The organism is Oleiharenicola lentus, from assembly GCF_004118375.1.
Taxonomy (GTDB): Bacteria; Verrucomicrobiota; Verrucomicrobiia; order Opitutales; family Opitutaceae; genus Lacunisphaera; species Lacunisphaera lenta.
Genome location: NZ_SDHX01000001.1, coordinates 1,790,591 through 1,813,197, shown reverse-complemented (window position 1 = coordinate 1,813,197; position 22,607 = coordinate 1,790,591). Strand labels below are relative to the sequence as shown.

The following is a 22,607-nucleotide window of genomic DNA, read 5'->3' as shown; positions in this document are numbered from 1 at the left end:
TATCGTTGGTTACAAGGGGAAGCTATGCGGACTTATTCTTTCGCGTCGTAAGCGGTGAAAATCCGGTCGACGACGGAGCTGATCGTGAAACGACTTTGCGCCTCCTCCAGAGCTCGGCGACCCATCCTTTGGCGCAAGGCTTCATCGCTGAGTAGGGTGGCAAGCTTCTCGGCAAGCGCATCAACATCTCCAATCGGAACGACGATGCCGGCTTCCCCGTTGGCGGTCAGTTCCTTCAATCCGGCGATGTCACTACCGATCCAAGGAACGCCGAGGGCCATGGCCTCTACAATCGAATTGGGGAAAATCTCACCCTCGATTGAAGGAAGACTGTAGATGTCGAAACAGGCAAAGAAGTCCGGCGTGTCAAAGCGCCGGCCGGCGAGGGTGACATGGGCTTGAAGCCCCGATTGTTTCACCGCCTCTTCAACATCCGCCCGGCCTTCGCCGTCACCAACCAGCAGGAGGTGCACATCGGGGAACCGCGCAACAAGTTGTTTGATGGCGTGCACCAGAAGATGCTGCCCCTTTGACGGCGGACGTCGCACCATGGCTCCCACACATCCGATGACACGTTTGCCTTGGAGGCCGAACTCCTGGCGAACCCGGTCGGGATTCGTCGCCGCTCGATCGAAGCGCAACGGATCATAACCATTGTAAGTCACCTTGATCTTCTGGGCGGGGACACCAATCTGCACCAGTTCGCGCTGGGTGATGGTGGCGACCGTAAGAATCTGTCCCGGCAGGATACGATAAATGTAATTTCGCCACAGGTAATTGGGCCTCTGCTCAAGGCCCCGCACACTGTTCACCGCTCGCACCCGTCGACCGCGCAGCCTCGCACCCCAATAGGCCAGAAAAGTCGCCGCCGCATTGTGACCGTGAACGATATCGATTTTTTCATCCAGGGCTATCTGCCCGACTCTCCTCAAGGTCCGCCATGTGCTCAGCGGATCACGGCGGTCATAGGCCATTGTAGGCACGATGTGGACCTTGAACCCGGCCTTGACAACCTCTTGCGCATAGGCGCCTCCACTGGTAGCAAATGAGACTTCGTGCCCGCGCCGGCGCAGCTCCTTGGCAATCGACAACGGCTGTGTGCCTGGACCCATGTCGCTGAGTACAGAACGAACTTGAAGAATTCTCATGATGTTAAACGGAATGATGACGGGATTCGAATGGATCCAAAAAGAAAATTTAACGAAGGAGACTGTCGATAAGTGAAACTACGTTTTCACAGGCATGCCCCGGCGGATCGAGTTTGATCGGTAAATGTCGCCCATGCTCCACCACCTCGGCAATGGCCATTTCCAACCCATCAATAGAGTTAACCGCGCGCGCCAAGCCCATCTCCGCGAATGGACCTGCTGAGGTGATGATCGATTCCGTCAGTTGTATGACAGGCCTCCCGAGCAAGGCTGCCTGCATGCCCACGGTGGACGCAAGAACGAGCACACAGTCAACCGCGCTCAAGAGCGATTCCAAATCCTCGTCTTTGTTGCTTATCACTACATTCGCTGGCCAATCCCGCGGCGACACGGTTTCGGATGGATGGGGGCGGATCACCACCAGCCACTCCGGGTGCCCGGCCGCCGCCGCGATAAGCGCTTGGTCCACGCGACGCGGCAATGACGCGTCGCCGAGGGTTCCATTGGTGGGATGAATCGTCGGCTCCGGGGATGAGGCCCAAAGGATGACCTTTTTGCCAGTCCAACCCTTGGCTAGCCTGAAGGTATCCCGCGCTTCGCCCTTGAGGTGCCTCTCCAGGCGGTCGAAGGCCGGGTTGCCAGTTACCACCACCTCAGCGGGTGACTTTCCGGATCGAATGTAGAATTGCCGAACACTCTCTGTCAGGACTGCTATGCGAGTTGCATAGTGAGCTTCCCCGATCCAAGCGTATTCATCAATCCCGAACAAATCCACGATGCAAAGCGATCGGACGCCTCTTTCCCGCGCCACCAAAAACGCCGCCTGCTCGGCCCTCGGTGAATTGGTTGAGACGAGGAGATCAGGATTACAGCGATCAAACAGCCTGCGCAAGGGACCCTGGGGTAAAAAACACATGCGGCCTTTCTCTTGGTATAGCTTCGCGGCCTTCGCCTCTCCCTCCCGCTGCACCAAGTCGGTATAGCACAAACCTAGGTAAGCGGCGGTCTCATCGCTGTCGATCATGGCCCCGCCTAATCCCGCCGCCAGTTTGCGACCCGCGACGAGAGCCTCGGCGTCCCCGGGTCCCGTCAGGTCCTTGAACCGCAGATGTGGGATCTGGTGCCGGGTGAGCACGGCTGAAGCGGTGGTCAATCCCAACACTTCAACGTCCACCATGTCCGCTTTCCGGAGCGCCTGGATCACGGGCAGCACGACGTTAACGTGGCCGCCGCCATACGTCACAAACAAAACTTTAGGTCTTTTTGCAGTCATTCTCAGTAACTGCGCTTGATGATCAGATTGCGCGCGGTGCGGGCAAGGATCGCGATGTCGGTTACGAGTGAAGCCGACCGGACATATTCAAGATCCAAGGCCACCCGTTCCTCGTGAGTGGCCGTATTTCTTGCGACCACCTGGGCCAGTCCGGTGACACCAGGGCGCACACAATGGCGTAGCCGCCACTCCTCCGCATTGTATAGCAGCTTTTGCGCGGGCACATCCGGTCTCGGTCCGACCAGGCTCATGTCACCGCGTAGCACATTGAACAATTGGGGCAATTCATCGAGACTAGTCGCCCGGAGCAACTTTCCCAAGGGCGTGATGCGGGCGTCGTTGACGCTCGTGTGATAGGGGCCGGACCGGTCCGCGCCCTTCACCATGCTGCGAAACTTGTACATCGGGAACGGGCGCCCGCCCCGGCCAATCCGCTCCTGAACGAAAAGCGCGCCGCCCGGGGAACCCACCGCCACGAGCAACGCGATCAACAGCAACAACGGGAGCAGGATCGCCAGCAGGAGCGCGGATACGACAAGGTCTAAGGCTCGTTTGAGGGCCTGGCTGGCTTGGGGAGCGGGCGATGGATCGGACGTCATATGGCAGCGCCCAGCCAATCTCCTTGCCTAGTTGATTGGCAAGTCGAGTTTGGTCCGGGCGCCTGCCGCCTGGTAGGCCGCCTGGAGCCAGCCGCTTGAGCCGGCTTCCGGCGGCACGCCGCGCAACACCAAGGATCGGGGGGCGATCAGCGCCGCGATTTGCAGCACATCCCCGTGCTGCAGGATAAAGGGCATGGGCGGCAGGTTTCGGAGCTGGAAACAGGCCCCCCTCAGATCGAGATCGGCTTTGGCCACCCTCTGGTCCATGGCTGCGGCCAGCAGGCCGACGAGGGCGGCTTCACCCGATTTTCTTGCCACGATGGAAACCTGACCGCGCATTATGCCACGGTTCTCCAGGAGGTGATCGATGACTGAACTGATATCGGTCGCCGCCATAGCGGCAATCGGCCGGCCCCAAACAATGCCGTTACGTTCCCACATTTTCCCCTGATAATCGGAACGACCCAGCCATGTTTGCTCCAACTCGCCCTTCCCCCTGAAGTCGGGAATCAGCACCAAGGTGTCCCCCGCCAGCAGTTCCTCGATTTCCTGGGTGATGACCGGTGAAACGAGTTCGTTCTTATCGTCGGGTGAAAGATACAGCACAGCCCGGCGGGGGGCACCGGTGGTCCGGCGCTTTAATTCCAGGGCCGGGATCACCAATCCCCCCTCTCCTGGGATCAGGACCCGGTTCACCAAGCACCCGCCGGCCTCAGCCGGGGGGAATTCTACCGGTCTCGCTCCAGGCGCCACAGGCAGGACGGCATCATTTCCCGCCAAGCGCATTAGCACCTTAGCCAGGCGATTTTGAAAGTCGGCCAGCTGCTTGGAATTGCCGATCGTGGCGGGCAGGTATCGCCATCGGGCCTCGAAGTGCCGCGAGACGCCCCCGAAGCCCATGCCCGTTTCCACTTCCGCTCGAAGCGCTAGAAGTCGCTCGAGGGAGAATGTGGATGTTTCCGGTTCGACCACCGACGCCGTTCCTCCCGGTGGTTGCAGCCACCGGGCCAGCCATTGATAGACCGCCTCTCTTTTGGGTCGTTCGAAGGCATGACTGCTCGGGAAATACTCGACCGCGACCCTGTCGCCCGTTCCCGCGGATTCGTATAGCGCCTTTATACTCGGAAAGTTTTTTGTGCGGAAATCGACCGTCCAGTCATTCATCGTCACGAACTGCATGGGGATCGGGAACCGCAATGCGCTGATCTGGGGATGATCGGTATCACGCAGGACTCCGGGGAAGTGGTTGCAGTCGCAATGTGGCGGGTCCGGATACAGAAGCGTGCGAAACTCACAAGTGAACCCGACGATCGAGGCGGCCCGCGGCCTGGAATCGAGCGCCACAAGCATCTCCGTCTGAAGTCCGCCTCCAGATGCTCCGGCAATGCCAATCCTCTCCCGATCTACATTTGGCATAGCATCCAACAAATCCAACGCTCGCATATTCGTCCAAACCATGACGGTCTGGTGCGAAATTCCCATGGACAGATCCTCGTAGTGATTCTGCGCTGTTGAGAGCACCAGATAGCCCTGCCTTGCCAGGTTCAGGCAGAATTCCTGAACCTCGACATAGGCGTTGTCGAACTGACCATAATGTCCCGTCGGGGTCAGGATCGCTGGCAAACGTCCCGAGAAATTCTTCGGCTCGTAGAGTAGTGCCGTCGAGTACACCCCAGGCCACAATTGATAGGCCACCTGCCGTATTTTTGCCCAGGGATGATCCAGCACCGCGGAGAACCTTGCATCCAGGACCACGCGTTCCGGAAGTGGATCCAAAGCGATGGATCGGAGCAGCCTTTCCCGGATTTCCTCGCGTCGACCTGAGAAGTCCTTCGCCCATGCTGGACGCGCCGGCCTTGGCGCGGACAACTTCTCGAAATAGGCTGTTGCTCCCTGGATGACGCCACCACCCGGGTCATCCGACGCCGCTATTCCAGCCGCGGTGCAGAAAATCAAGCCGGCCACGCGCCATCCGGGGGCCGTATGCCGAAGAAATCCAAATATGAAGAAAACAGAACCCATACGGCTGCAGGATTACATGCTGTGGAATATGGGACCTACAGGCGGAATATTGTGATCTCGGTCTCGAAGTGCTACCGGACAATCTTCTGGCTCAGGATAAAGTTGGCGTAATTCTCAGCCAATCGGTCGATGCCGGCGCTCGAGTAGTGCACCATATCTATAAAATATTTTCGGTCCCCTCCGAATTCTGAGTTATTGTCCAGAAACCACCCCCCCGTCTCACGGGCAACTTTTTCGATCGTGCGGTTGTAGGACAGGTGATGTTTGAGAAACTCTTCGTGCAGTGGATACAATGTGATATTCGCATACGGCTTGTACGCCATCTGCTGATCAAAAAAATCCCGTCCCGGCTCGAGCGGCTGACTGGCCAGAACCACCCCGATGCCGTTCGTCCGCGCCAAAGCTACGAATGATCGCAGGTTTCTTTCGAAGACCTGCTGAGCCTCGGGCAAGGGTTGGTCGCCAAGTGAAGCGCGCCGGATATCAATCCTGGATGGTGGAAACAGGCGACTCTCAACAAACGCTCGAGTGATCCAGTATAGTTGAACGTCCTGAAAGAGGACATTCGCGCGCGTAAATCGGGACCGATAGTCAGGCACACTGTAGAACGGATGCCGGTACTTGTTGGAGTAATCTGGTGTGAAGTTCTCGAAGTATGAGGCCGTAAGATCGTTGATGTTTTCGCTGAGGATCAGCAGATCGGGTTCCCACGACAGCACGTCCAATTCCAACTGGATGAGGAAATGAGGAGTCGCGTAGGCCGAAAAACCAAGGTTGATCACCTCGATATTGTCCCGTCCAAGCCGTTCACGAAGCAGCTGCTGCAACCTGAGCGGATATTGTACTCCTTCGTCCGACCGCTGTTCCGTGGTTGATCCGCCGAAGCAAACAATCCGGAAGACGCCGGGCGGTTTCTTAAATGAATATAGCTCACCTCGCCGCCCAGATATGTATCGCTGGCCTCCGACCTCCTGGTATTGGTCGAACCCGAAGGTCCGGAACGGCAGGAGCGGCGTCGCTTCAAGCAAGAGGTTGCGATGGCTGGAGAAAAAACCCCGCCCGGCCTTGGCGTCCACCACCCGAATGCCAATCTCAAGCGACAGGCAGGTCAAGGCGATCGCCCCACCGGACAGCAGTAGTCGTGGCAACAATTTTAGGCGGGGAGATTCAGGCATTTTCGAGAGGTGAATGGGGTGGAGGAAAAATCGGCCCGTGCGGATCGCGCGCGGGATTGCCGAATCAGGCTCTTTCTAGGCGCAGTTTAAACACATAGCCAAGAACCAAGGAAAAACACAATCCCACCCCCGTGACGATGGCTGCCCGCACGAATCCCGGCCATGGGGCCATGCTCGCCGCAGCCGCCACCAAGGAGGTTCCGACCACAAAGATTGCGAGCTTGGCAAGCGCCATGGGCCGGAAAAATGCTAACCCCAACCCGGCGGTGACCAGCACGCGGCCGTAACCGACAGCTTGGATGAACATCAGGATCGCATAAGCTAGCCCGATTCCGGGAAGTCCAAGCCAAGCGGCGCAAACCAGATTGACCGGAATCGCCGCAGCCAAAACGGCCACATTCGGCAGCAATATCTTATTTGTATAACCGGAAATGATGATGACCCGAGAAAAGGCATGGGAGACCGCCAGAGCCAGCATGCCAATGGCACAATGAGCGGCGATGCGGGCAACCAGAATCAGTCCGCTTCCTTCCTCCCCCTTCATCCCGCTGTAGACCACTCCGGCGACATCCTTTCCTGCATATATGACAACCCAGACAAAGGGAAGGACGGCCAGCAGCATCAGCAAGGTGTCATTCTCAATCCGCCTCAGTGCCTCGCGCCGGTCCATGACGGCCAGCACGCGGGCCCAAGCTGGCTCGATCACGACGAAAATTCCGCCGACAATGACGCTGTATATGATCATGGACAACCTGTCGGCGTAACCGTAGGCAGCAATCCCCCCCGCCCCCATCCGCGACGCCATGGATGAAGTGATCAGCGCGGTGAGACTCTGAAGCACCGTCACGACGATCAGAGGGCTGGCCACCGCCGTGGATCGAATCGAGCGGATCGTCGAGGCGGCAACATGCCGCAGGGTTCCCGTCGCCTTGGACCAGAACCCCGCCGCATTCAACCGGATCTGAACCGGCAAAAGGGCGAAGTTGATTCCCGCCATCAGCAGCGTTGCGGCCGTGATGGCCAGAAGGTAGCCCACGACCAGCTGCTCCTGGCTGCTGCCCTGGTGCTTGCCGATCCATAGGGCGATGAGCGCCGAAAGATTGATCACTATCGGATTGACCGCATATAGCACATACCGGCCCAGCGACCGTTGCATCGTCGCGAATAGGTTCATCGCGGTGATCGCGAGCGGATAAAGCGAGAAAACGAGCACGCTGGTGCCGAACAAATTCCGGGTTTCCCCATCAAAGCCCGGGGCGATCATCCTGCCCGCCCCCAGGCAGGCAAGGACGATCACCAGGGCAAAGGCGACGGAGAGGATTTCGGTCGCAATGACAAATCGCGAGGACACGATCGAGAACTTCAGCATGCTCCCCGCTGCATTGCGCCGGACAAGTTCCGGCAACAGGACCGTGGCAATGCCACCGCTGACAAAGGCCACGTCCCAGACGCTGAACAGCTGTAGGCAGAGCAGGAGCGCGTCCGCCGCGCCCGTCGCGCCCATGACCACGGCAATCTGCTGCACCCTCAGGAAACCGAGGAACTTCCCAAAGATGTTGACCAGCAAAACCAGCAGGATGCTCAGCGACCTGCCCGACAGGAGGGTGCGCAAGCTGTCCGTGATTCGCATGGTTATCTCGCTGGGGTTCAAGGCTTCAGCACGGGATAAGTCCGATCCCTCCATCTCAGGATGGGTTGTTCCAATAACTTGGCGCCCAACCAGCCGAGAAGAATCGACAGCCCGATGAATAACAAGAAGTCACTCCACGTGCCGATATCGGCCATGCGGTAGAACCATCCTCGAAATTCACTCATATTTGGCAACTTGAAGACGATGGCATGCGCCAGATAGATGGTGTAGGAATAGACTCCCACCCATGCAAACACCCGAGTCAGCCGGTGAAACCAAGTCCATTGGGGGCCTTCCGACCGATCATGCGGCAGCGCGGCCACGGCCACCATCCCGAAAAAACAAATGCTAAGAAGGGTGAATCCCGCCGCCCAGAACATCGAGGAGGTCTCGATCGGATTGAGGTAGACCACCGCCACCAGGGGCACCACCGAAAAGCCTGCCGCCCCCTTGAGCTTGGCCAGCTGCGCAACGCACCATGCGGTGCGGTAGTGAACAAAATAACCCAGAAGTACGCCCCACGCCAAGGCGTCAATTCTCAGGTGCGTTGGATAGTAGATCGCCTCCCAATCCCCGCCACTTGAAATAACGACCGCTCGCGCCACGGGCGCCAGAAAGCAAAGCGTCAACAAACCAGGCAAGAAAAGATTGCTCGCCTCCCCCAAGCGCCTTGCCCGTGACATCAGGCACAGCATCAGAAGCAGTGGCAGTATGATGTAGAACTGTTCCTCCACCGCAAGGCTCCAACTATGCCGCCACCGCATGTCATCCGGAAAGTAGTTCTGAATAAATAGGAGATTGGGCCAGTATTTGCCTTGGGAATGAACCGGAGCGCTAGGGTCGCCCAAGACAACTGAGGCCATGCCGATGCTATAAAAGACAAAATACGACGGCCATATTTTGCATCCCCGCCGGAACCAAAACCGGCCGGGATTGATCCGGCCAGTTTGGTCAATTTCACGGAAAAGTATGCGCGAGATAAGAAAGCCCGACACCACAAAGAACAGATCGACCCCAATCCACCCCACCGCCGAGACAAACCTTACCGTATCAGCCAACCATCCAACCTCTTCCGGCCGAGGGACGTGACGAAACAGTATTAGCAAAGCGGCAACTCCCCTCAAAACATCGATCCCGTAATAACGCACGGCCGGGGCACTCATAATTTCAGGTAGGGTGATCCCGACTTGGGCGGGAGGTCAGTCTCAATTGCTTCAGTGGCACGAGACGCCATGCCGCCTGAACCAAGATTCTAGCGCAAAGGCCGCCCATAGAAAGTAGCTTTCATCCCTGGTTTCACCAAGGTGTGCATCCAATATTTCCGTGAGGTGGTTTACCGGCAGGAGTTGCACCGGGAAATGGCGGCCATCGCGCAGCCGGCCCTCCAATTCCGATCGGAGCTCATGGCGAAACCACCCGGCCAGCGGGACCCTGAACCCGTGCTTCTCTCGCATGGCTAGGCGCGCCGGCAGGTGCCGGCTTAGAATGTCGCGCAATGGCATCTTGCCGCGGGTTAGGGTTGCCATCCCGGCCGGAGGCAGCCGCCGCGCATAATCGATCATCCGGTCGTCCAGGAATGGCACCCGGACCTCCAGTCCCGTCCACATGGTTATCCGATCCGTCTTAGGGAGCAACTGCCCAGCCAGCTGTCCTTCGATCTCTTCCTCGATGGTCGAACGCGCAACATCCGCCACGTGCTTCGAGCGAAACCCGGCGGGCAGAGGTTGCTCCAGGTAGCGCACATGCTTCGGGTCGATCGGACCCGAGAAAAAACGCGGATCACTCAGATGGCCCAGCAAGGACCGCATCCGCCCGCAAACGGCCGAGCGTCCCATCATCCCGAGGCCCATCACCCGGCGCATGGCCAGCAACGGGGCCCCGGCATGCAAGGCCTGCACCCACTGCCGGGCGCGCAGGGTTCGGAAGCGAAGATAGCCGCCGAACAATTCGTCCCCACCATCCCCCGAAAGGCACACCTTGACCTTGGCCCGCGCAAAGGTGGACATCCGCAAGAGCGGCAGAATCGCGGGATCCGCGATGGGTTCGTCCATGGCATCCAGCCCGGCATCGAGCAGCTGGAGGAGATCCTGCGCCGCCATGTACTCGGTGTGATGCTGGGTGCCGAAGTGCGCGGCCACATCCCGGGCATAATCCGCTTCGTTGCTCCGCCGCACCTCGGCCGTGTTCCCGGCGAAGCCGATGGTGAAAGTCGAAAGCTCCTTCCGGCGCGCCGCCGGCGTCAACGCGAGCAACAGGCTGGAATCGATGCCTCCGCTCAGGAAGAGACCTACCGGCACGTCGGCCACTAGTTGGTCTTCGATCACCGCGGTCAGTTGGGCCTCCAGGCTGGAAACCGCCGCCGCATTTCCTAGGACCGCGACCGGAGTCTTCGCCCGGTGAACGCCTGATTCGACCCGGCCATCGCGCACGCGGAGGAATCCGCCGGGCGGCAGCTTTCGCACCCCCTTGAGCAGGGAATACGGCGGCGGAATCCAGCCGTTTAGCAGGTAAGAGCGCGCCGCTTCCAGATCGGCCTCACATTCCATGCGCCCCGCCCGCAACGCCTCGACGATGGCCCGAATCTCGGAGGCGAACAGCAGGATCCCGTTCCTGACCGCGTAATAGAGGGGCTTGATTCCCGCCCCATCATTCGCCGCATAGAACTCGCCGGATTGCCGGTTGTAGAGGGCGAACGCATACATGCCATTTAACCGCTCGTGCATCCGGAAACCCAGATCCTCGTACAGATGCAACAGCACTTCGGAGTCACTTTGTGTCCGGAGGACATGGGTTTTCGCCAGTTCGGCTTGCAGCTGCTTGTACCCGTAGATCTCGCCATTGAAGACAAGGGCCAGGTTTCCCTCCTCGTTGAAAAGCGGCTGCGCCCCGCCCTCGAGATCTATGATGCTCAGCCTGGCATGCGCCAGGCAGGCGCGCTCATCGGCGAAATCCCCGATCCCATCGGGCCCGCGATGGGCCAGGCGCCGGATCATGATCCGGGCCAGGTCCACGGCGAGATCTTGCCGTGATTCTTCGTTCAACCGGAAGGTGCCAGCAATGCCACACATGATGGGTTCAGGCTTGCGACAAGGGACGCACGGATTCGCAAGGTGTCGCGAACACCGTTGCCGCCGCTAGGAAATAGATCGCGGTCAGGCCCCCATTGAAAAACACCGCATCGTAAATGCTCACCATCAGCAGGATCAGCGGTAGGATGATGAACAGCCGCCGGTGCCCCACCGGCTGTCGGTAGCGACGCAGCAATGTCGCGAGCGCACGACCGAGCAGGTACAAGGCTAGGAGTACATAGCTGACGAGGCCCAGCACGCCCATCTCCGTGGCCAGCAGCGCGGCCGTGTTGTGGGGAGTCGGGCTTTCCATCTCGATGAAGACGTTGTGCGTAAAGTAGGCGCTGGCGGTACCGATGCCCTGCCCAAAAGGGAAGTTCACCAGGGAATATCCGGCGGCGCGCAGGTACTGTAGTCGCTGGACATTCGAGAAATTGGAGTCGAAGTTCACAAGGCTCGCCACTGAATCAGGGTTGTAAAGATCCTCGCCACGAAACAGGTAGACGGCCCCGGCCAGTCCAGCCGCGAGCAGCATCAGGATCCGGATGGCGGTCACCAGGCGGGTGCGCCCGATGGCCACGCCCATTGCCAAGCAAGCCAGAGCCGCCACCATCGCGGCGCGGCTGGAGTGATAGTTTATCGCAGCCACGCCCAACATGATCGAGACGGTGTAGAGAATCCGCCCCCGTTTCCCCGAGAACATCTGGCTGGCCGGCAACGCCACGCCAAAAAGCAGGATGTAAATGGAGGCATAGTTGTTTTCCGTCGGGGCCACGAAGGAAGACCAATCTAGCTCCCACCCCAGCACGACACGCCCAATGCCATAAATCGAGAGCGGGATCGTGATCCAGGCTGCCCGGTACGCAAACCGGCTGAAGCCGTCCGGGCGGCCAAAGGCATAGACTCCGGTCATGAAGACAATTGCGACAAAGAAATATTGAAAGAGCTCGGAGAACAAGCGGACGCCGAAGCCATGGGGAGAGAGGAACAATGTCGTGGTCGGTATCAGGCACATCCCGGTTAGCACCAGCATGGCGGCCGTGCCCAGTCTCACCCCGCCGCCCTTCTCCGGTGAACTCCGGGCGATCAGCAGCATGACCACGGACATGAGAAACGCGAAGATCACCGCCCATAAATACGGATAGGGCAGCTGTATCGACAGCAGGTAGCACGTCACCAGGTTGAGCGGCAGACCCGTCAGATCCATGCCCTGGGCCTTCATGCCGCAACACGGTGCCGGGTGACCCGATCGGCGGCCAAGGCGCGGCCTGCCTCGTGAACCGGTGACAACGCCAAGGCGCCCCGGAACCACCGTGGGCGCAGCCCCATCAATCGCAGCAAGGTGCTCATACCGGCGGACCTAGCCGAGGGACAGGGCCGGTTTGCGGGGAGCGCTTTGATACCATATCTCGATCGCCGCGAGCGCCCGGAGCTGCCGGGTGTAGTTCTTATGTCCGCCACAGTGGGCCTGAACCATGTCTTCGACGACCTTGCCGTCGAACAGTTGCGAGGCCAGCGAGTCCGGTGCAAAGAGCACCCGGCGGCAGTACGCGCCGCCATCGGACTTGAACCATTCGCCGATCGGCACGGTGAACATTTGCTTCGGCCGGTTGAGCAATTCCCTGCCGATCAGCGGCTCGATGGCCTTTCGCATCATGTGCTTCGTCCGCCCGCCGTGTAGCTTGAACCGGCTGGGCAGGTTGAAGGCGAATTCGATCATGCGATAATCCAGAAAGGGCGTCCGAGCCTCGATCGAATGCGCCATGCCCATGCGATCCGGCTTGACGAGATTGTTGCCGGGAAGGAGCAGCAGGAAGTCGATGGCCAGTGCCTGATTGACCGCATCCAGGTGCTCGTACTGCCTCGCAATCCCGAGCACTTGGTCCATTGGTTCCTGCCCTGCCGTCGCCCGCAGGAGCCCCGGGGCATAGAGTCCCTTTTTCATCTCCCGGGTGAAGAGGCTGGTGCGCTCGAGATAGGGTAGCAGCGGATTTTGCCCGCCCGGAGCGCCGGCCGCGCCGGTCTCCAGTTCCAGATACTTGTCATAGCCGGCGAACAATTCGTCCCCACCGTCCCCGGTGAGCACGACCTTGACCTGCTCGGCCGCCAGTTCGGAAACGTGATAGGTGGGTAGGAAGGAAACGTCCCCGTGGGGTTGATCGTTGTGATAGGATATCTTGGGCCAGATGCTCAGGTCCTGGGACTTGAACAGGCGAAGATGATGCTGGGTGTTGAATCGCGTGGCCGCCAACTGGGCGAAGGGCGACTCATCAAACCGCGCGTCATCAAACCCGATGCAGAAGGTCTTAATTGGCGTCGGGGAATACCGCCCCATGAGGCTGACGATCGTGCTGGAATCAAGCCCCCCGGATAGGAAGGCCCCGAACGGGACGTCGCAACGCATACGGATGCGCACCGCGTCGGCCAGGATTTCGGTGAATTCCGCCACGGCCTCCTCCTCCGAGACGTCCTCCCGGATGCGCGGCTGCAGCTGCCACCACGCCACTTCGGAACGGCGGCCGTCGGCATGAATCTTCATGTGCCCACCCGGCGAAAGGTGGCGGACGTTTCGGTAGATCGTACGCGGCGGAGGTACGTAATTGCAGGTCAGCAGGGCATCCAGGCTGATGACATCGACTTCGGCCGGGATGTCGCAATCGAGCAAAGCCTTGATCTCCGAGCCGAAGACGAGCCGTCGCTCATCCGCGTAATAATACAGCGGCTTGACCCCCGCCCGATCGCGAAAGAGATGCAGCAGATCCTTGCGCCGATCGATTATGGCGATCGCAAACATGCCGTTCAACCGCTTCACAAAATCGTCCCCCCAGCATTCGTAGGCCCGCAGGATCACCTCGGTGTCGCTGTGCGTTGCGCAAGGATAGCCCAGGTCGGCCAGTTCCGCGGCCAGCTCGATGTAGTTGAAGATTTCCCCGTTCTGGACCACAATCACCTGCCGGTCCGCGGAGTAGAACGGCTGCTTCCCGGCATCGATATCGATGATCGCGAGGCGACGGTTACCCACCGCGAACACACCGGCGGCATGCCAGCCCTCGCCGTCCGGGCCGCGATGCCGCAATGTCCGCGCCATCCGTGGCATGGCATCCTGTGGAAGGGATTTCCCGTCGAACGCTACGTAGCCGAAAATTCCGCACATTTGATTGAAGGGTGTTTGATGCTTGAGGATCAGGCGGGCGGAACGGCGCGACCGGAGTCCAAACGGGCGATCCGGTCCTTCAGTTCGCCGTTCATGCGCACGAGTTGTTGCGGAGCGGAGGATTGCAGCTGCAGCCACGCCCGGCGGATGGCCGCGACTTCCTCGGCAGCATTCACCGCGGCAGTGAATTCGGCCAGAGTCTTGCTGCGCATATGGAAGGCCCGCGAAAGAATGACGCTGGTTGAGCCAAGCCGCACATGCTCAGCGAGCAGGAGTCCCGCGGGAACCGGCTGCGGAGCCGAGAGCCGGCCGAGCCCCCCGAAGCCAAATGGAATCTCCCGGGCGGAGATTTGGCGTACGAAATCCTCCAGCAACCCGTTCAGCAGCACGCTGAAGATCGAAGGCAGGCCCAGCGACAGGCGCAGATCATTGAGGCCGACGTAGATTTCCGTCAGCCCTGGAGCATCGGCCCATTCCGCGAAGCAGGCGACCGCCTCCTTCGTTTCCACCAGCGGAATGAATGCGGCACGGCCGTTGACCAGCGCAGCAATCTGGCGGACCTCGGCGGCGCGCCGGAACATGGGCAGCATGATCGCGTTGGCCCCCGCGGCCAGCACGGCGTCGATCTCCGCCTGACTCCCCGCGTGCAGCGGGTTGATCCGGCCCAGAATATAAGCCTGGGGAAGACGCGCCCGGATGGCGGCGATATCGCCGGTCGTATGAGCGTTGATCGGAGTATCCAGTCCCGCCTGACGCTCGCGTTTGCCATGAATCTCCAAGTCCACGAAGATCCGGTCTACCCCGGCACCGACCGCATGCTCCGCGATCGCGGGGTCATTGGTGATGAGGTAGAGACTCAGGTGCCTAGCGACGGTATGGTTAGTCTTCAATCGACCGGTAATCCTGGGGGTTGCTTGCGACCATCTCCGCGATCCTGAAATCCCACTCGGTGTCTATGTCCAAGGCCTCGTGTGGCGGCTCGATCACCACCGGAACGGCCTGGGCGCCAACGAAGGTACGCCCCGTGCGGAGCACCTCCGGGGCGATGACATACAGACTTCCGGTTGGGAAAAAAACCTGCGGTAGATCCTGGGAGCGGGTCTCAAGACCGTTGCCCGGAGTGTAACGCACGAGGCGCCCGCCTTCAAGCCGCAGCGCCCACTCTGGATGCACATGAAGCCGGGCCACCCCTAGGACCGGGAATTGCGGGTTGTCCGAAAACAACCCGATGCCTTGCCGGATCGTCCGCGGCGTCCGGAAGGGAGAGGTCGGCTGCAGCAGCAAAAGGCCGTCGACCTTCCCATGGGCGTTTTCATACCAATCCAAGGCATGGAGCGCGACATCCACGGAAGTGGCGGTGTCAGTGGCAAGTTCCGCCGGCCGCAGCCAGGGGACCTGGCCGCCTGCCGCCTTCGCCACCGCCGCAATCTGCGGATCATCCGTGGAAATCAGCACCGCGCAGATCTCTCCTATGCCCTTGGCGGCTTCGATGGACCAGGCAATCATGGGTTTGCCGCCCAACAGCCGGGTATTTTTCCCTGGCAATCTTTTCGACCCCCCGCGCGCCGGAATCAAGGCCAGGATCTTCATTGCGACACGAAACTCCGCAGGATGCGCAATCCGACCTGCCCGCTCTTTTCGGGATGGAACTGGCAGCCGACGATCCGATCCCGGCGGATGACCGCCGGAAGGAAATGCCCGCCATAGACGCAATCGGCCAGCCGGTGCGTGTCGTCGGAGGGGACCGCCATGAACGAATGCACAAAATAAGCCGCTTCGCCCTCGCGTACATCGCCGAGCAGGGAGTCCCCCCAACCAGAGCCGCCTCGGGACGGAACCAGCGCATTCCACCCGATGTGAGGGATCTTGTGTGGTTCCCCATTCAAGGCCTTGTGCGGCACAGGAATCACCCGCCCGGAAATCAAACCCAGGCCCCGGCTGAGCCCGAACTCTTCGCTTTCGTCCAGCAGCATCTGCATGCCAAGGCAGATACCAAGCAACGGAATCCGGCGACGGGCGACTTCCTTGACCACGGTCACCAAGCCGAGCCGGTCCAAAGCCAACATAGCATCGCCAAAGGCTCCCACGCCGGGCAAAACCACCCGGTCGGAGCGAAGTATCTGCTCCGGATCGGAGGTGATGATGGTTTTAGCCCTACAGTGCTCAAAGCCCCGCTGCACGCTGAGCAGGTTGCCGACTCCATAGTCGATGATAGTGACTTCAGAAACACTCATAGGATCTGACGCTGAGTCCAGCCGCCTGGGCCGTGGCCCGTATTTTCAAAAGATCAGAACGGTTATAATGTAGAATATCGGCCATCGCAACCGCATCGGCGCCCCCCTCAAGAACGACTTTCACCAAGTCGGCATCCTTGCCCATGCCACCACTGGCGATCACCGGTACATTAACCTCGGTGGTTACCGCCTTGACGAGTGCAGAGTCAAATCCCTTGCGTGTGCCTTCCCGATCTATCGACGTCAGCAGAATTTCTCCAGCCCCCATCTGTACACCCCGCTTGACCCATTCGATAACGTCCAGTCCGGTCTTTTCCCGGCCGTTGTCGGTGTATACCTCCCATCTGTCCGCACCGATCTGTTTAGCTTCTATTGAGAGGACCATACATTGGCTGCCAAATCGGCGGGCAATGTCACTGATGAGCTGGGGATTGGCAACGGCCGCTGTGTTGATCGCCACCTTGTCCGCTCCGCAGCGCAGGATCTCCGTCGCATCCGCGACAGACCGAATACCCCCACCCACCGTCATCGGCACAAAGATATCCTTGGCCGCGGCTCGCACGATCTCGCCTAGGTGATTGCGGCCATACAAGCTGGCGACACAATCCATGTATATCAGCTCATCGACTCCCTGGGCATAATATTTCAAGGCGTACTCATTCGGAACCCCGATCACACGCAGGCCTTCCAAATGGATGCCTTTGATAAGGTTGGGGCCCTTGATGTCGAGACGGGCGATTAAACGAATGCTTCTCACGGCCGGCGGATCACTTTGTTTCGTGCCAGACCGCGTGCTTCAGTTTCCATTTTCCGTCGGCCTTGACCCACAGGTGAGGCGAACGAAACCGGTCCACTGTCTCCCAGAATTGCTCCTCCGTGATGTCAATGTACTCAAGGAACTCCTTGTAGTACTTGTTGGGGAACTCCTGGTCGTACTTCCTGACGAGATTAACGCCCTCCTCCCGGGTAATCTTGTGGTTACGAATCTCTTGGGCGGCATCATACGTGGCCCGGCCGATGCCGAATTTCACCAAGGTGGTGAAATAGTGGAACATGTCGATCTGGTCATCGATGCTGCTGTACTTCGAATAGGTGCCTTCGGTGCGTTCGGAATTCGCCTGGAATCCGGTGTTCTCTACGGCGTAGTAATAGCATTCCTGTGGATCCCATTTCAAATAGTATCCCAGATAGTGCACCTCCACTCCACGCTCCTCAAGATACGCCGCATCCGGTGCTATATAGGGCGCAAAATCGTTTAACGTGAAGCGTTTCTCTGCCACTATGTCCTTCACCTTTCTCCCCCCCAAGATCATTTCCTCGGGATTTCCGACCGAGAAGAACTTGCGATCCATCGTCGGTTTGTAGTTTTCCTCGGAGGCATTGCCGTACTCGGCTTGGTTTTCGCCGTACATCACCAATTTCACGCCGAACTTGGCGGCCATGAGGGGGCCGATGATCCTCTGCCCCACGATGAACGGCTGGAACGGATGCAGCAGGTTGAGGAATGCCTGTTGCGTCAGGTAGCGATGAAGCCGGCCATTCGGGGTGAACAGGATGTTGTCGAGGCCTCCGACGTGGGTCCAGCTCTCGAAGTTCTTCCAGCCAATCTGGGTGTATTTGTGCGGCGCCCACGTGACCGTGAGTGGATTCATCCCGTACTTGTATTTGAGGATATGAGAAGTGTAGGCGCTGTCCTTACCGCCACTCCCGGGCACGATCACGTCGTAGCCGCCATCGTTGCGCCGGTGCTGATCCAGGAGCGCCTTGAGCGCATGATCGCGCTTGCCCCAGTCGATCTGGGCTTCCTTCACATCATGATAACGGCAGGCATCGCATACACCATCCGCCCCAATTCCGATAGTGGCCTTCTTGTCTTCATGCCGGTGCTTGAACTCGACCGACGAACTCGGACGCTGATTTGAAATCACGCAGCGTTTGCAGAAAACAACATCCTCAGGCAGGCCAAAAAACGCTTTAGTCATTGGTGTTCAGGAATTAATTATAAATTTAAGGGTGGTGTGAAAATCGCGCCTAAATCAATTGCGGGAGATAGCCCGGCATGCACACCCAAATCCGATATCGAATCAATAGCGGATATACGGCGAGGGGGCTTATTTGATGATTTCAAGTTTCGCGAAGTGCGCCCGCGCCTTCTGCAGGTCGGATACCGTGCCGATATCATTCCAATATTCATGCACCGGAAACACAGCGACCGGCATCCCCTCCCGGAGGCAGGCGTCGATCAAATCGGTCATGTTGACAAACTTGTCCGCCGGCAGCCGGCGCAGGGCTTCGGGAGAAACGGCGTAGATCCCGGCATTGCAGAGGAAGCGCTCCGACGGCTTTTCCACCAACTCCCTTACAAGGTGTCCCTCGGATTTGATGACGCCGTAAGGGATGTCAACTTTGTGGTCGATGGCGGCGATGGTGATGGTCGCATCGTGACTGGCGTGGAAGGAGTGCAGGCTCGCGAAGTCGGACGTGGTGAGGATGTCCCCGTTCATCACGATGATCGGGCCGCTCGGCACTTCCGGCAGCAGGGTAAGCGCCCCGGCCGTGCCCAGCTTCACGGTTTCGCGAAGGTACCGGATCTCAATGCCAAAGCCCTGGCCGTCCTTGAAGTAGTCTTCGATGACATGGCTCAGATAATTGACCGAAAGATACGCCCGCTCGATCCCGGCTTGAGCCAGCCGGCGGATCTGCCGTTCCAGCAACGGGACTCCCCCGATCTCAACCATAGGCTTGGGAATCGATGCCGTCAGCGGCCGCAACCGCGTCCCCTCGCCGCCCGCCATGATCACCGCGAAGGCGAAACTGGAACCGGTGGCGGACTGTTCTTCCTCCTCGAGATCCAGCAGGTGCACCATGCGCACGAACTTCCCCTCCTTATCGAGCAGCGGGATGGCCAGGACATTCCCACGGCGCATCATGTCTTTGAGATAACCGGCACCGAACCCGTCCTCCGCCACCACTGGATTCTGATTCATCGCCTTCGACACAGGGGATTCCAGGCTTCCGCCGGCCAGCAAATGCCTGCGGATGTCGCCATCGGTGAGCGTGCCGCGCAAGCGACCATCCTCAGTGACGACCACCGCCATCCGGCGACGATTCACCTCGATGGCGCGTACGGCTTCAATCAACAAGGCCTCGGGACGTAAGGGTGCTTCGCTCATCGGAACCATCCATCACGCGATTCACCTCGCAACGTCATACGCTTGCGAAGCAAATTCTTATCCAAGGCCACCTTCGCCAGCACCTCGGCGATTTTCGGACCGGCATCCCCCAGCCAATAGGGATTGGGCGCCGTACGGCAGACTTCCCGGAATGGCTCGTCAAACAGGCACTTCCGTACACCTTGCCTGATTTCCTCCGCTTGGTACGCGACGTCCACGACATTCTGCCCGCGCAACCGCCCTTCCTGCCTTGAGCCGATATTGACCGTGGGGCAGCCAAAGGCCGGGGTTTCCTTGAGGCCGGAGGAGGAATTGCCGACGCACGCTACCCGCATCCCAGGAACCTTCGCAAGGGAGAGGACCCCGTGATAGAGGTACCGGCCGAGGGACCGGTGCACGCTGGTACCCTCGATCCTGCGGGCGCCAAAGGCGTCGAGTTCCTGTATGATCGCCCGCCCGCCCGCATCGTTGTTCGGATATGTCAGGACAACCTGCACCCCCTCGCCTGCCAGTTGCTCAATCGCCCGCAGCGAAGGCATCAACTGCGACGATGCCTGGTCAAACTCGGTCGTGACCGAGTGCTGCGTGAAAAGCACGATTGGCCGGGCCAGGTCGAGACCCAAGCGTGCCTGAATTTCGGAGGGCTTCGCGTACCTGCCTTCGGAAATAAGATCGATCGCCGGGAAGCCCACGGTATGAACCCGCCAAGACTCCTCACCCATGGCCAGAATCCGGTTGGTCGCCTGTTGGTTCGTCGTGAAATGCAGATGGGCAAGCTTGGTCATGGCATGCCTGACCGAATCGTCCAAAGCCCCTCCTTCGGTGAGATCCCCGCCTTCCACGTGGGCGGTCGGGATATTCATCTGGCTCGCGGCAATCACCGCGGCCAAGCCCTCGAACCTGTCCGCATAGACGACCGTCAGGTCGGGCTTTATCTTCGCAAAGGCCTGGCTGATAGCCAGCACTCCCGAACCGATGGCCTGGGCCGTGGCAAACAGGGAAGCCGCATCCATGTCGATTTTAACTTCGGCATCCACCCGGAATCCATCGGTTTGGATTTCCTGCAAAGTGCTTCCGAAGTTCGGATCCAAATGGGCGCCAGACACCAACAGCCTGTACTCCAGCTCCGGATGCCGATCCACCGCCCGGATAATGGGATACTGCAGGCCATATTCAGCTCGGTTGCCCGTGAAAATAGCAATGACTCGTTTTTTCATTCAGGTGATAAGCGGTCTTTAATGAGTCTTTCCAAACCTGTCTTCAAGTGTGTAGTCGGACACCATCCCAGTGCCCGCGTTGTTTCCCGTATATCAAGGGCGAGACAGGACGACCGACCGCTTGACTTGGTGCACTGGACGGGGCGATCGGCTTCGCCGCCGGCGGCCAGGGCCATGCGCGCCACCTCCCCGATCGAGTAAGCCGCGCCACTCCCAAGGTTTAGTGTGCCGTCAAAATCACTGGTAATCGCCGCACTCATGGCGGAGACCACATCGTCAATCCAGAGAAAATCCCTGATCGGCCCGGCATCCCAAACGCATAGTGCGCCCGTCCCCGGTATCTGCCGGAGAATGGTGCTTATGACATTATTGGCGCTCATGCCCGGGCCGTAGATATTCGACAGGCGTAGGACCAGGTTCCCCTGGCGCTGCAACACGAGGCGTTCGCATTGCCACTTGGTCCTGGAGTACTCATCCACCAGTTGCACATGGTCCGCCGGGTCATGCGCCTTGGATTCCGCATCTCCGTACAAGACTGAAGAAGAGGCATAGATCACGCGCTGGAAGGGCTTATGGAGCAATGCCTCCATGGTTTGAAGCGCTCGCGCGCTTACCGCCGATCCCGCTGCATTGACCCGGCCACGATCACTGTCTTCCGCAAGGTGTATCAATACGTCAGCCGAGGGTGCGTCCCGGTAATCAGACACCTGGCGCCACCCACCACCGGGCCGGCGGGCGACCGGCACGACTTCCATTCCGGCCGATCTCAAGGCCGCCGACAAGGCTTGCCCGATAAATCCGGAAGCCCCGGTTACGACAACGCTCCGATTCATTCGTGCAATCGCGCCCTCCAATCAGGTCACGTCTTCCCGTCGCAGTTGTAAGCCTTTGCGAATGGGTCGCCTGGCTGTCCGGCCGAGAAGATTAGGATAATCGGGTACGGAAAAGTCCCCGCCGCCCGGGCGCTTAAGCCAGATATTCTCATCCGATAATTTCTCGCCCGCCGGGATGTCGCGAATCGCCACCACGGACGCGAATGCAAAGGCGATGGTCGGGGCCTCGGCGTCCACCGGCCCCTTGTCCCCACCGCGGGCTTCGAACAAGATGCGCGACCCTTCGATCAGGCTGCGCAGCGCCGCTGGATCCATCGAGCAAACGATATCCGGCCCCGGGCGGTCCATTCGGTCGGTGAAATGACGTTCGAGGATGCACCCCCCAAGGGCCACCGCCCCAAGGCAGGGATAGTTGGAGGTAGTGTGGTCCGACAACCCGACGACGGCATCGGGAAACGACGCTTGCAGCGCCTGCATTGCGGCTAGACGGACCAACCGGGGCGGCGTCGGGTAGACATTGGTGCAATGCAGTAGGGCGAACGGCACCCTAGCCTTGCGCAGAATGTCGACGGATGGACGCACAGTCTCGATCGAATTCATACCAGTGCTCAGGATGACCGGCTTCCCCATGCGGGCGATCAGCTGGATGAGGGGATAATTGTTGCATTCCCCCGATCCGACCTTGATTGCCGGCACGTCGAACTTGGCCAGCCTGAGCGCCGCCGCCCGGGAAAATGGCGTGCTGATGAAAATGGCCTTTCGAGACTGCACATGCTGCATCAGCTGGAATTCCTCCGCCTCCGACAGCGCGCAGCCCTGCATGATGTCATAGATTGAAATGCTGGCGTTGCCCGGAATCACCGACTTGGCCTCCTCCGACATCTCGTCCTCGATGATGTGGGTTTGGTGCTTGATTATCTCCGCCCCGGCATCGATCGCCGCATCCGCCATCGTGATGGCTAGGTCGATCGACCCTTCGTGGTTGATGCCGATTTCGGCGATCACCACCGGGGGATGATGGTAGCCAATGGATCGGCCGGCGATCTTGAACTCGGCGCAGCTGGGAGTGTTCATGGGATAA

General features: G+C 59.5%; 19 protein-coding genes. All 19 read right to left on the bottom strand.

The genetic code is table 11. The annotated features are described in order from the left end of the window. Positions 1-32: 32 nt before the first annotated feature. Entirely contained in the window at positions 33-1,148 is a 1,116-nt protein-coding gene (locus ESB00_RS07535) for a glycosyltransferase family 4 protein (protein ID WP_129047092.1), read from the bottom strand. Positions 1,149-1,197: 49 nt separating this feature from the next. Then, entirely contained in the window at positions 1,198-2,421 is a 1,224-nt protein-coding gene (locus ESB00_RS07530) for a glycosyltransferase family protein (protein WP_129047091.1), read from the bottom strand. A 2-nt stretch (positions 2,422-2,423) separates the two neighbouring features. Further along, complete coding sequence (locus ESB00_RS07525; protein WP_129047090.1) at positions 2,424-3,020, bottom strand: sugar transferase; 597 nt, start codon at positions 3,018-3,020, stop codon at positions 2,424-2,426. Positions 3,021-3,047: 27 nt separating this feature from the next. After that, on the bottom strand, positions 3,048-5,042 hold the full coding sequence (locus ESB00_RS07520; protein ID WP_129047089.1) for an acetylxylan esterase: 1,995 nt from the start codon (positions 5,040-5,042) through the stop codon (positions 3,048-3,050). Between the two features lie 71 nt (positions 5,043-5,113). Beyond that, positions 5,114-6,217 (bottom strand): SGNH/GDSL hydrolase family protein, encoded by a 1,104-nt coding sequence (locus ESB00_RS07515; protein WP_129047088.1) that lies wholly within the window; start codon positions 6,215-6,217, stop codon positions 5,114-5,116. A 64-nt stretch (positions 6,218-6,281) separates the two neighbouring features. Next, on the bottom strand, positions 6,282-7,847 hold the full coding sequence (locus ESB00_RS07510) for a lipid II flippase MurJ (protein WP_164976089.1): 1,566 nt from the start codon (positions 7,845-7,847) through the stop codon (positions 6,282-6,284). Positions 7,848-7,864: 17 nt separating this feature from the next. Then, positions 7,865-9,010 (bottom strand): acyltransferase family protein, encoded by a 1,146-nt coding sequence (locus ESB00_RS07505; RefSeq protein WP_129047086.1) that lies wholly within the window; start codon positions 9,008-9,010, stop codon positions 7,865-7,867. Between the two features lie 51 nt (positions 9,011-9,061). Further along, the gene (gene asnB, locus ESB00_RS07500) at positions 9,062-10,915 is read right to left on the bottom strand and encodes an asparagine synthase (glutamine-hydrolyzing) (RefSeq protein ID WP_129047085.1); all 1,854 of its coding nucleotides are present in this window, start codon (positions 10,913-10,915) and stop codon (positions 9,062-9,064) included. A 7-nt stretch (positions 10,916-10,922) separates the two neighbouring features. Then, complete coding sequence (locus ESB00_RS07495) at positions 10,923-12,137, bottom strand: O-antigen ligase family protein (RefSeq protein ID WP_129047084.1); 1,215 nt, start codon at positions 12,135-12,137, stop codon at positions 10,923-10,925. Between the two features lie 138 nt (positions 12,138-12,275). Continuing rightward, positions 12,276-14,069 carry an asparagine synthase (glutamine-hydrolyzing) gene (gene asnB / locus ESB00_RS07490; protein WP_129047083.1) on the bottom strand — a complete coding sequence of 598 codons (1,794 nt, stop codon included), beginning with the start codon at positions 14,067-14,069 and terminating at the stop codon, positions 12,276-12,278. A 29-nt stretch (positions 14,070-14,098) separates the two neighbouring features. Then, the gene (locus ESB00_RS07485) at positions 14,099-14,959 is read right to left on the bottom strand and encodes an aldolase/citrate lyase family protein (protein ID WP_164976088.1); all 861 of its coding nucleotides are present in this window, start codon (positions 14,957-14,959) and stop codon (positions 14,099-14,101) included. Continuing rightward, the gene (locus ESB00_RS07480; protein ID WP_129047081.1) at positions 14,949-15,659 is read right to left on the bottom strand and encodes an acylneuraminate cytidylyltransferase family protein; all 711 of its coding nucleotides are present in this window, start codon (positions 15,657-15,659) and stop codon (positions 14,949-14,951) included. The genes ESB00_RS07485 and ESB00_RS07480 overlap by 11 nt, the downstream gene beginning before the upstream one ends. Beyond that, on the bottom strand, positions 15,656-16,303 hold the full coding sequence (hisH, locus tag ESB00_RS07475) for an imidazole glycerol phosphate synthase subunit HisH (protein ID WP_129047080.1): 648 nt from the start codon (positions 16,301-16,303) through the stop codon (positions 15,656-15,658). Before hisH ends, ESB00_RS07480 begins: the two co-directional genes overlap by 4 nt. Continuing rightward, a complete protein-coding gene (gene hisF, locus ESB00_RS07470) occupies positions 16,290-17,060 on the bottom strand; it encodes an imidazole glycerol phosphate synthase subunit HisF (protein ID WP_129047079.1) in 771 nt (256 codons plus the stop codon). Before hisF ends, hisH begins: the two co-directional genes overlap by 14 nt. A 10-nt stretch (positions 17,061-17,070) precedes the next feature. Then, positions 17,071-18,285, bottom strand: coding sequence for an N-acetyl sugar amidotransferase (locus ESB00_RS07465; RefSeq protein WP_129047078.1), 1,215 nt, complete (start codon positions 18,283-18,285; stop codon positions 17,071-17,073). Positions 18,286-18,414: 129 nt separating this feature from the next. Further along, the gene (locus ESB00_RS07460) at positions 18,415-19,476 is read right to left on the bottom strand and encodes a nucleotidyltransferase family protein (RefSeq protein WP_129047077.1); all 1,062 of its coding nucleotides are present in this window, start codon (positions 19,474-19,476) and stop codon (positions 18,415-18,417) included. Next, the gene (gene neuC, locus ESB00_RS07455) at positions 19,473-20,693 is read right to left on the bottom strand and encodes a UDP-N-acetylglucosamine 2-epimerase (protein ID WP_129047076.1); all 1,221 of its coding nucleotides are present in this window, start codon (positions 20,691-20,693) and stop codon (positions 19,473-19,475) included. The genes ESB00_RS07460 and neuC overlap by 4 nt, the downstream gene beginning before the upstream one ends. After that, positions 20,690-21,526: an NAD-dependent epimerase/dehydratase family protein gene (locus tag ESB00_RS07450; protein WP_129047075.1), complete on the bottom strand. Its 837-nt coding sequence runs from the start codon at positions 21,524-21,526 to the stop codon at positions 20,690-20,692. The genes neuC and ESB00_RS07450 overlap by 4 nt, the downstream gene beginning before the upstream one ends. Before the next feature lie 21 nt (positions 21,527-21,547). Next, positions 21,548-22,600, bottom strand: coding sequence for an N-acetylneuraminate synthase family protein (locus ESB00_RS07445; RefSeq protein WP_129047074.1), 1,053 nt, complete (start codon positions 22,598-22,600; stop codon positions 21,548-21,550). Positions 22,601-22,607: the final 7 nt, after the last annotated feature.

What these genes read in the sequence shown, in the direction of transcription:
- ESB00_RS07535 (WP_129047092.1), bottom strand. Translation starts at nt 1,148, where the DNA reads ATGAGAATTCTTCAAGTTCGTTCTGTACTCAGCGACATGGGTCCAGGC.
- ESB00_RS07530 (WP_129047091.1), bottom strand. Translation starts at nt 2,421, where the DNA reads ATGACTGCAAAAAGACCTAAAGTTTTGTTTGTGACGTATGGCGGCGGC.
- ESB00_RS07525 (WP_129047090.1), bottom strand. Translation starts at nt 3,020, where the DNA reads ATGACGTCCGATCCATCGCCCGCTCCCCAAGCCAGCCAGGCCCTCAAA.
- ESB00_RS07520 (WP_129047089.1), bottom strand. Translation starts at nt 5,042, where the DNA reads ATGGGTTCTGTTTTCTTCATATTTGGATTTCTTCGGCATACGGCCCCC.
- ESB00_RS07515 (WP_129047088.1), bottom strand. Translation starts at nt 6,217, where the DNA reads ATGCCTGAATCTCCCCGCCTAAAATTGTTGCCACGACTACTGCTGTCC.
- ESB00_RS07510 (WP_164976089.1), bottom strand. Translation starts at nt 7,847, where the DNA reads ATGCGAATCACGGACAGCTTGCGCACCCTCCTGTCGGGCAGGTCGCTG.
- ESB00_RS07505 (WP_129047086.1), bottom strand. Translation starts at nt 9,010, where the DNA reads ATGAGTGCCCCGGCCGTGCGTTATTACGGGATCGATGTTTTGAGGGGA.
- asnB (WP_129047085.1), bottom strand. Translation starts at nt 10,915, where the DNA reads ATGTGTGGCATTGCTGGCACCTTCCGGTTGAACGAAGAATCACGGCAA.
- ESB00_RS07495 (WP_129047084.1), bottom strand. Translation starts at nt 12,137, where the DNA reads ATGAAGGCCCAGGGCATGGATCTGACGGGTCTGCCGCTCAACCTGGTG.
- asnB (WP_129047083.1), bottom strand. Translation starts at nt 14,069, where the DNA reads ATGTGCGGAATTTTCGGCTACGTAGCGTTCGACGGGAAATCCCTTCCA.
- ESB00_RS07480 (WP_129047081.1), bottom strand. Translation starts at nt 15,659, where the DNA reads ATGAAGATCCTGGCCTTGATTCCGGCGCGCGGGGGGTCGAAAAGATTG.
- hisH (WP_129047080.1), bottom strand. Translation starts at nt 16,303, where the DNA reads ATGAGTGTTTCTGAAGTCACTATCATCGACTATGGAGTCGGCAACCTG.
- ESB00_RS07465 (WP_129047078.1), bottom strand. Translation starts at nt 18,285, where the DNA reads ATGACTAAAGCGTTTTTTGGCCTGCCTGAGGATGTTGTTTTCTGCAAA.
- ESB00_RS07460 (WP_129047077.1), bottom strand. Translation starts at nt 19,476, where the DNA reads ATGAGCGAAGCACCCTTACGTCCCGAGGCCTTGTTGATTGAAGCCGTA.
- neuC (WP_129047076.1), bottom strand. Translation starts at nt 20,693, where the DNA reads ATGAAAAAACGAGTCATTGCTATTTTCACGGGCAACCGAGCTGAATAT.
- ESB00_RS07450 (WP_129047075.1), bottom strand. Translation starts at nt 21,526, where the DNA reads ATGAATCGGAGCGTTGTCGTAACCGGGGCTTCCGGATTTATCGGGCAA.
- ESB00_RS07445 (WP_129047074.1), bottom strand. Translation starts at nt 22,600, where the DNA reads ATGAACACTCCCAGCTGCGCCGAGTTCAAGATCGCCGGCCGATCCATT.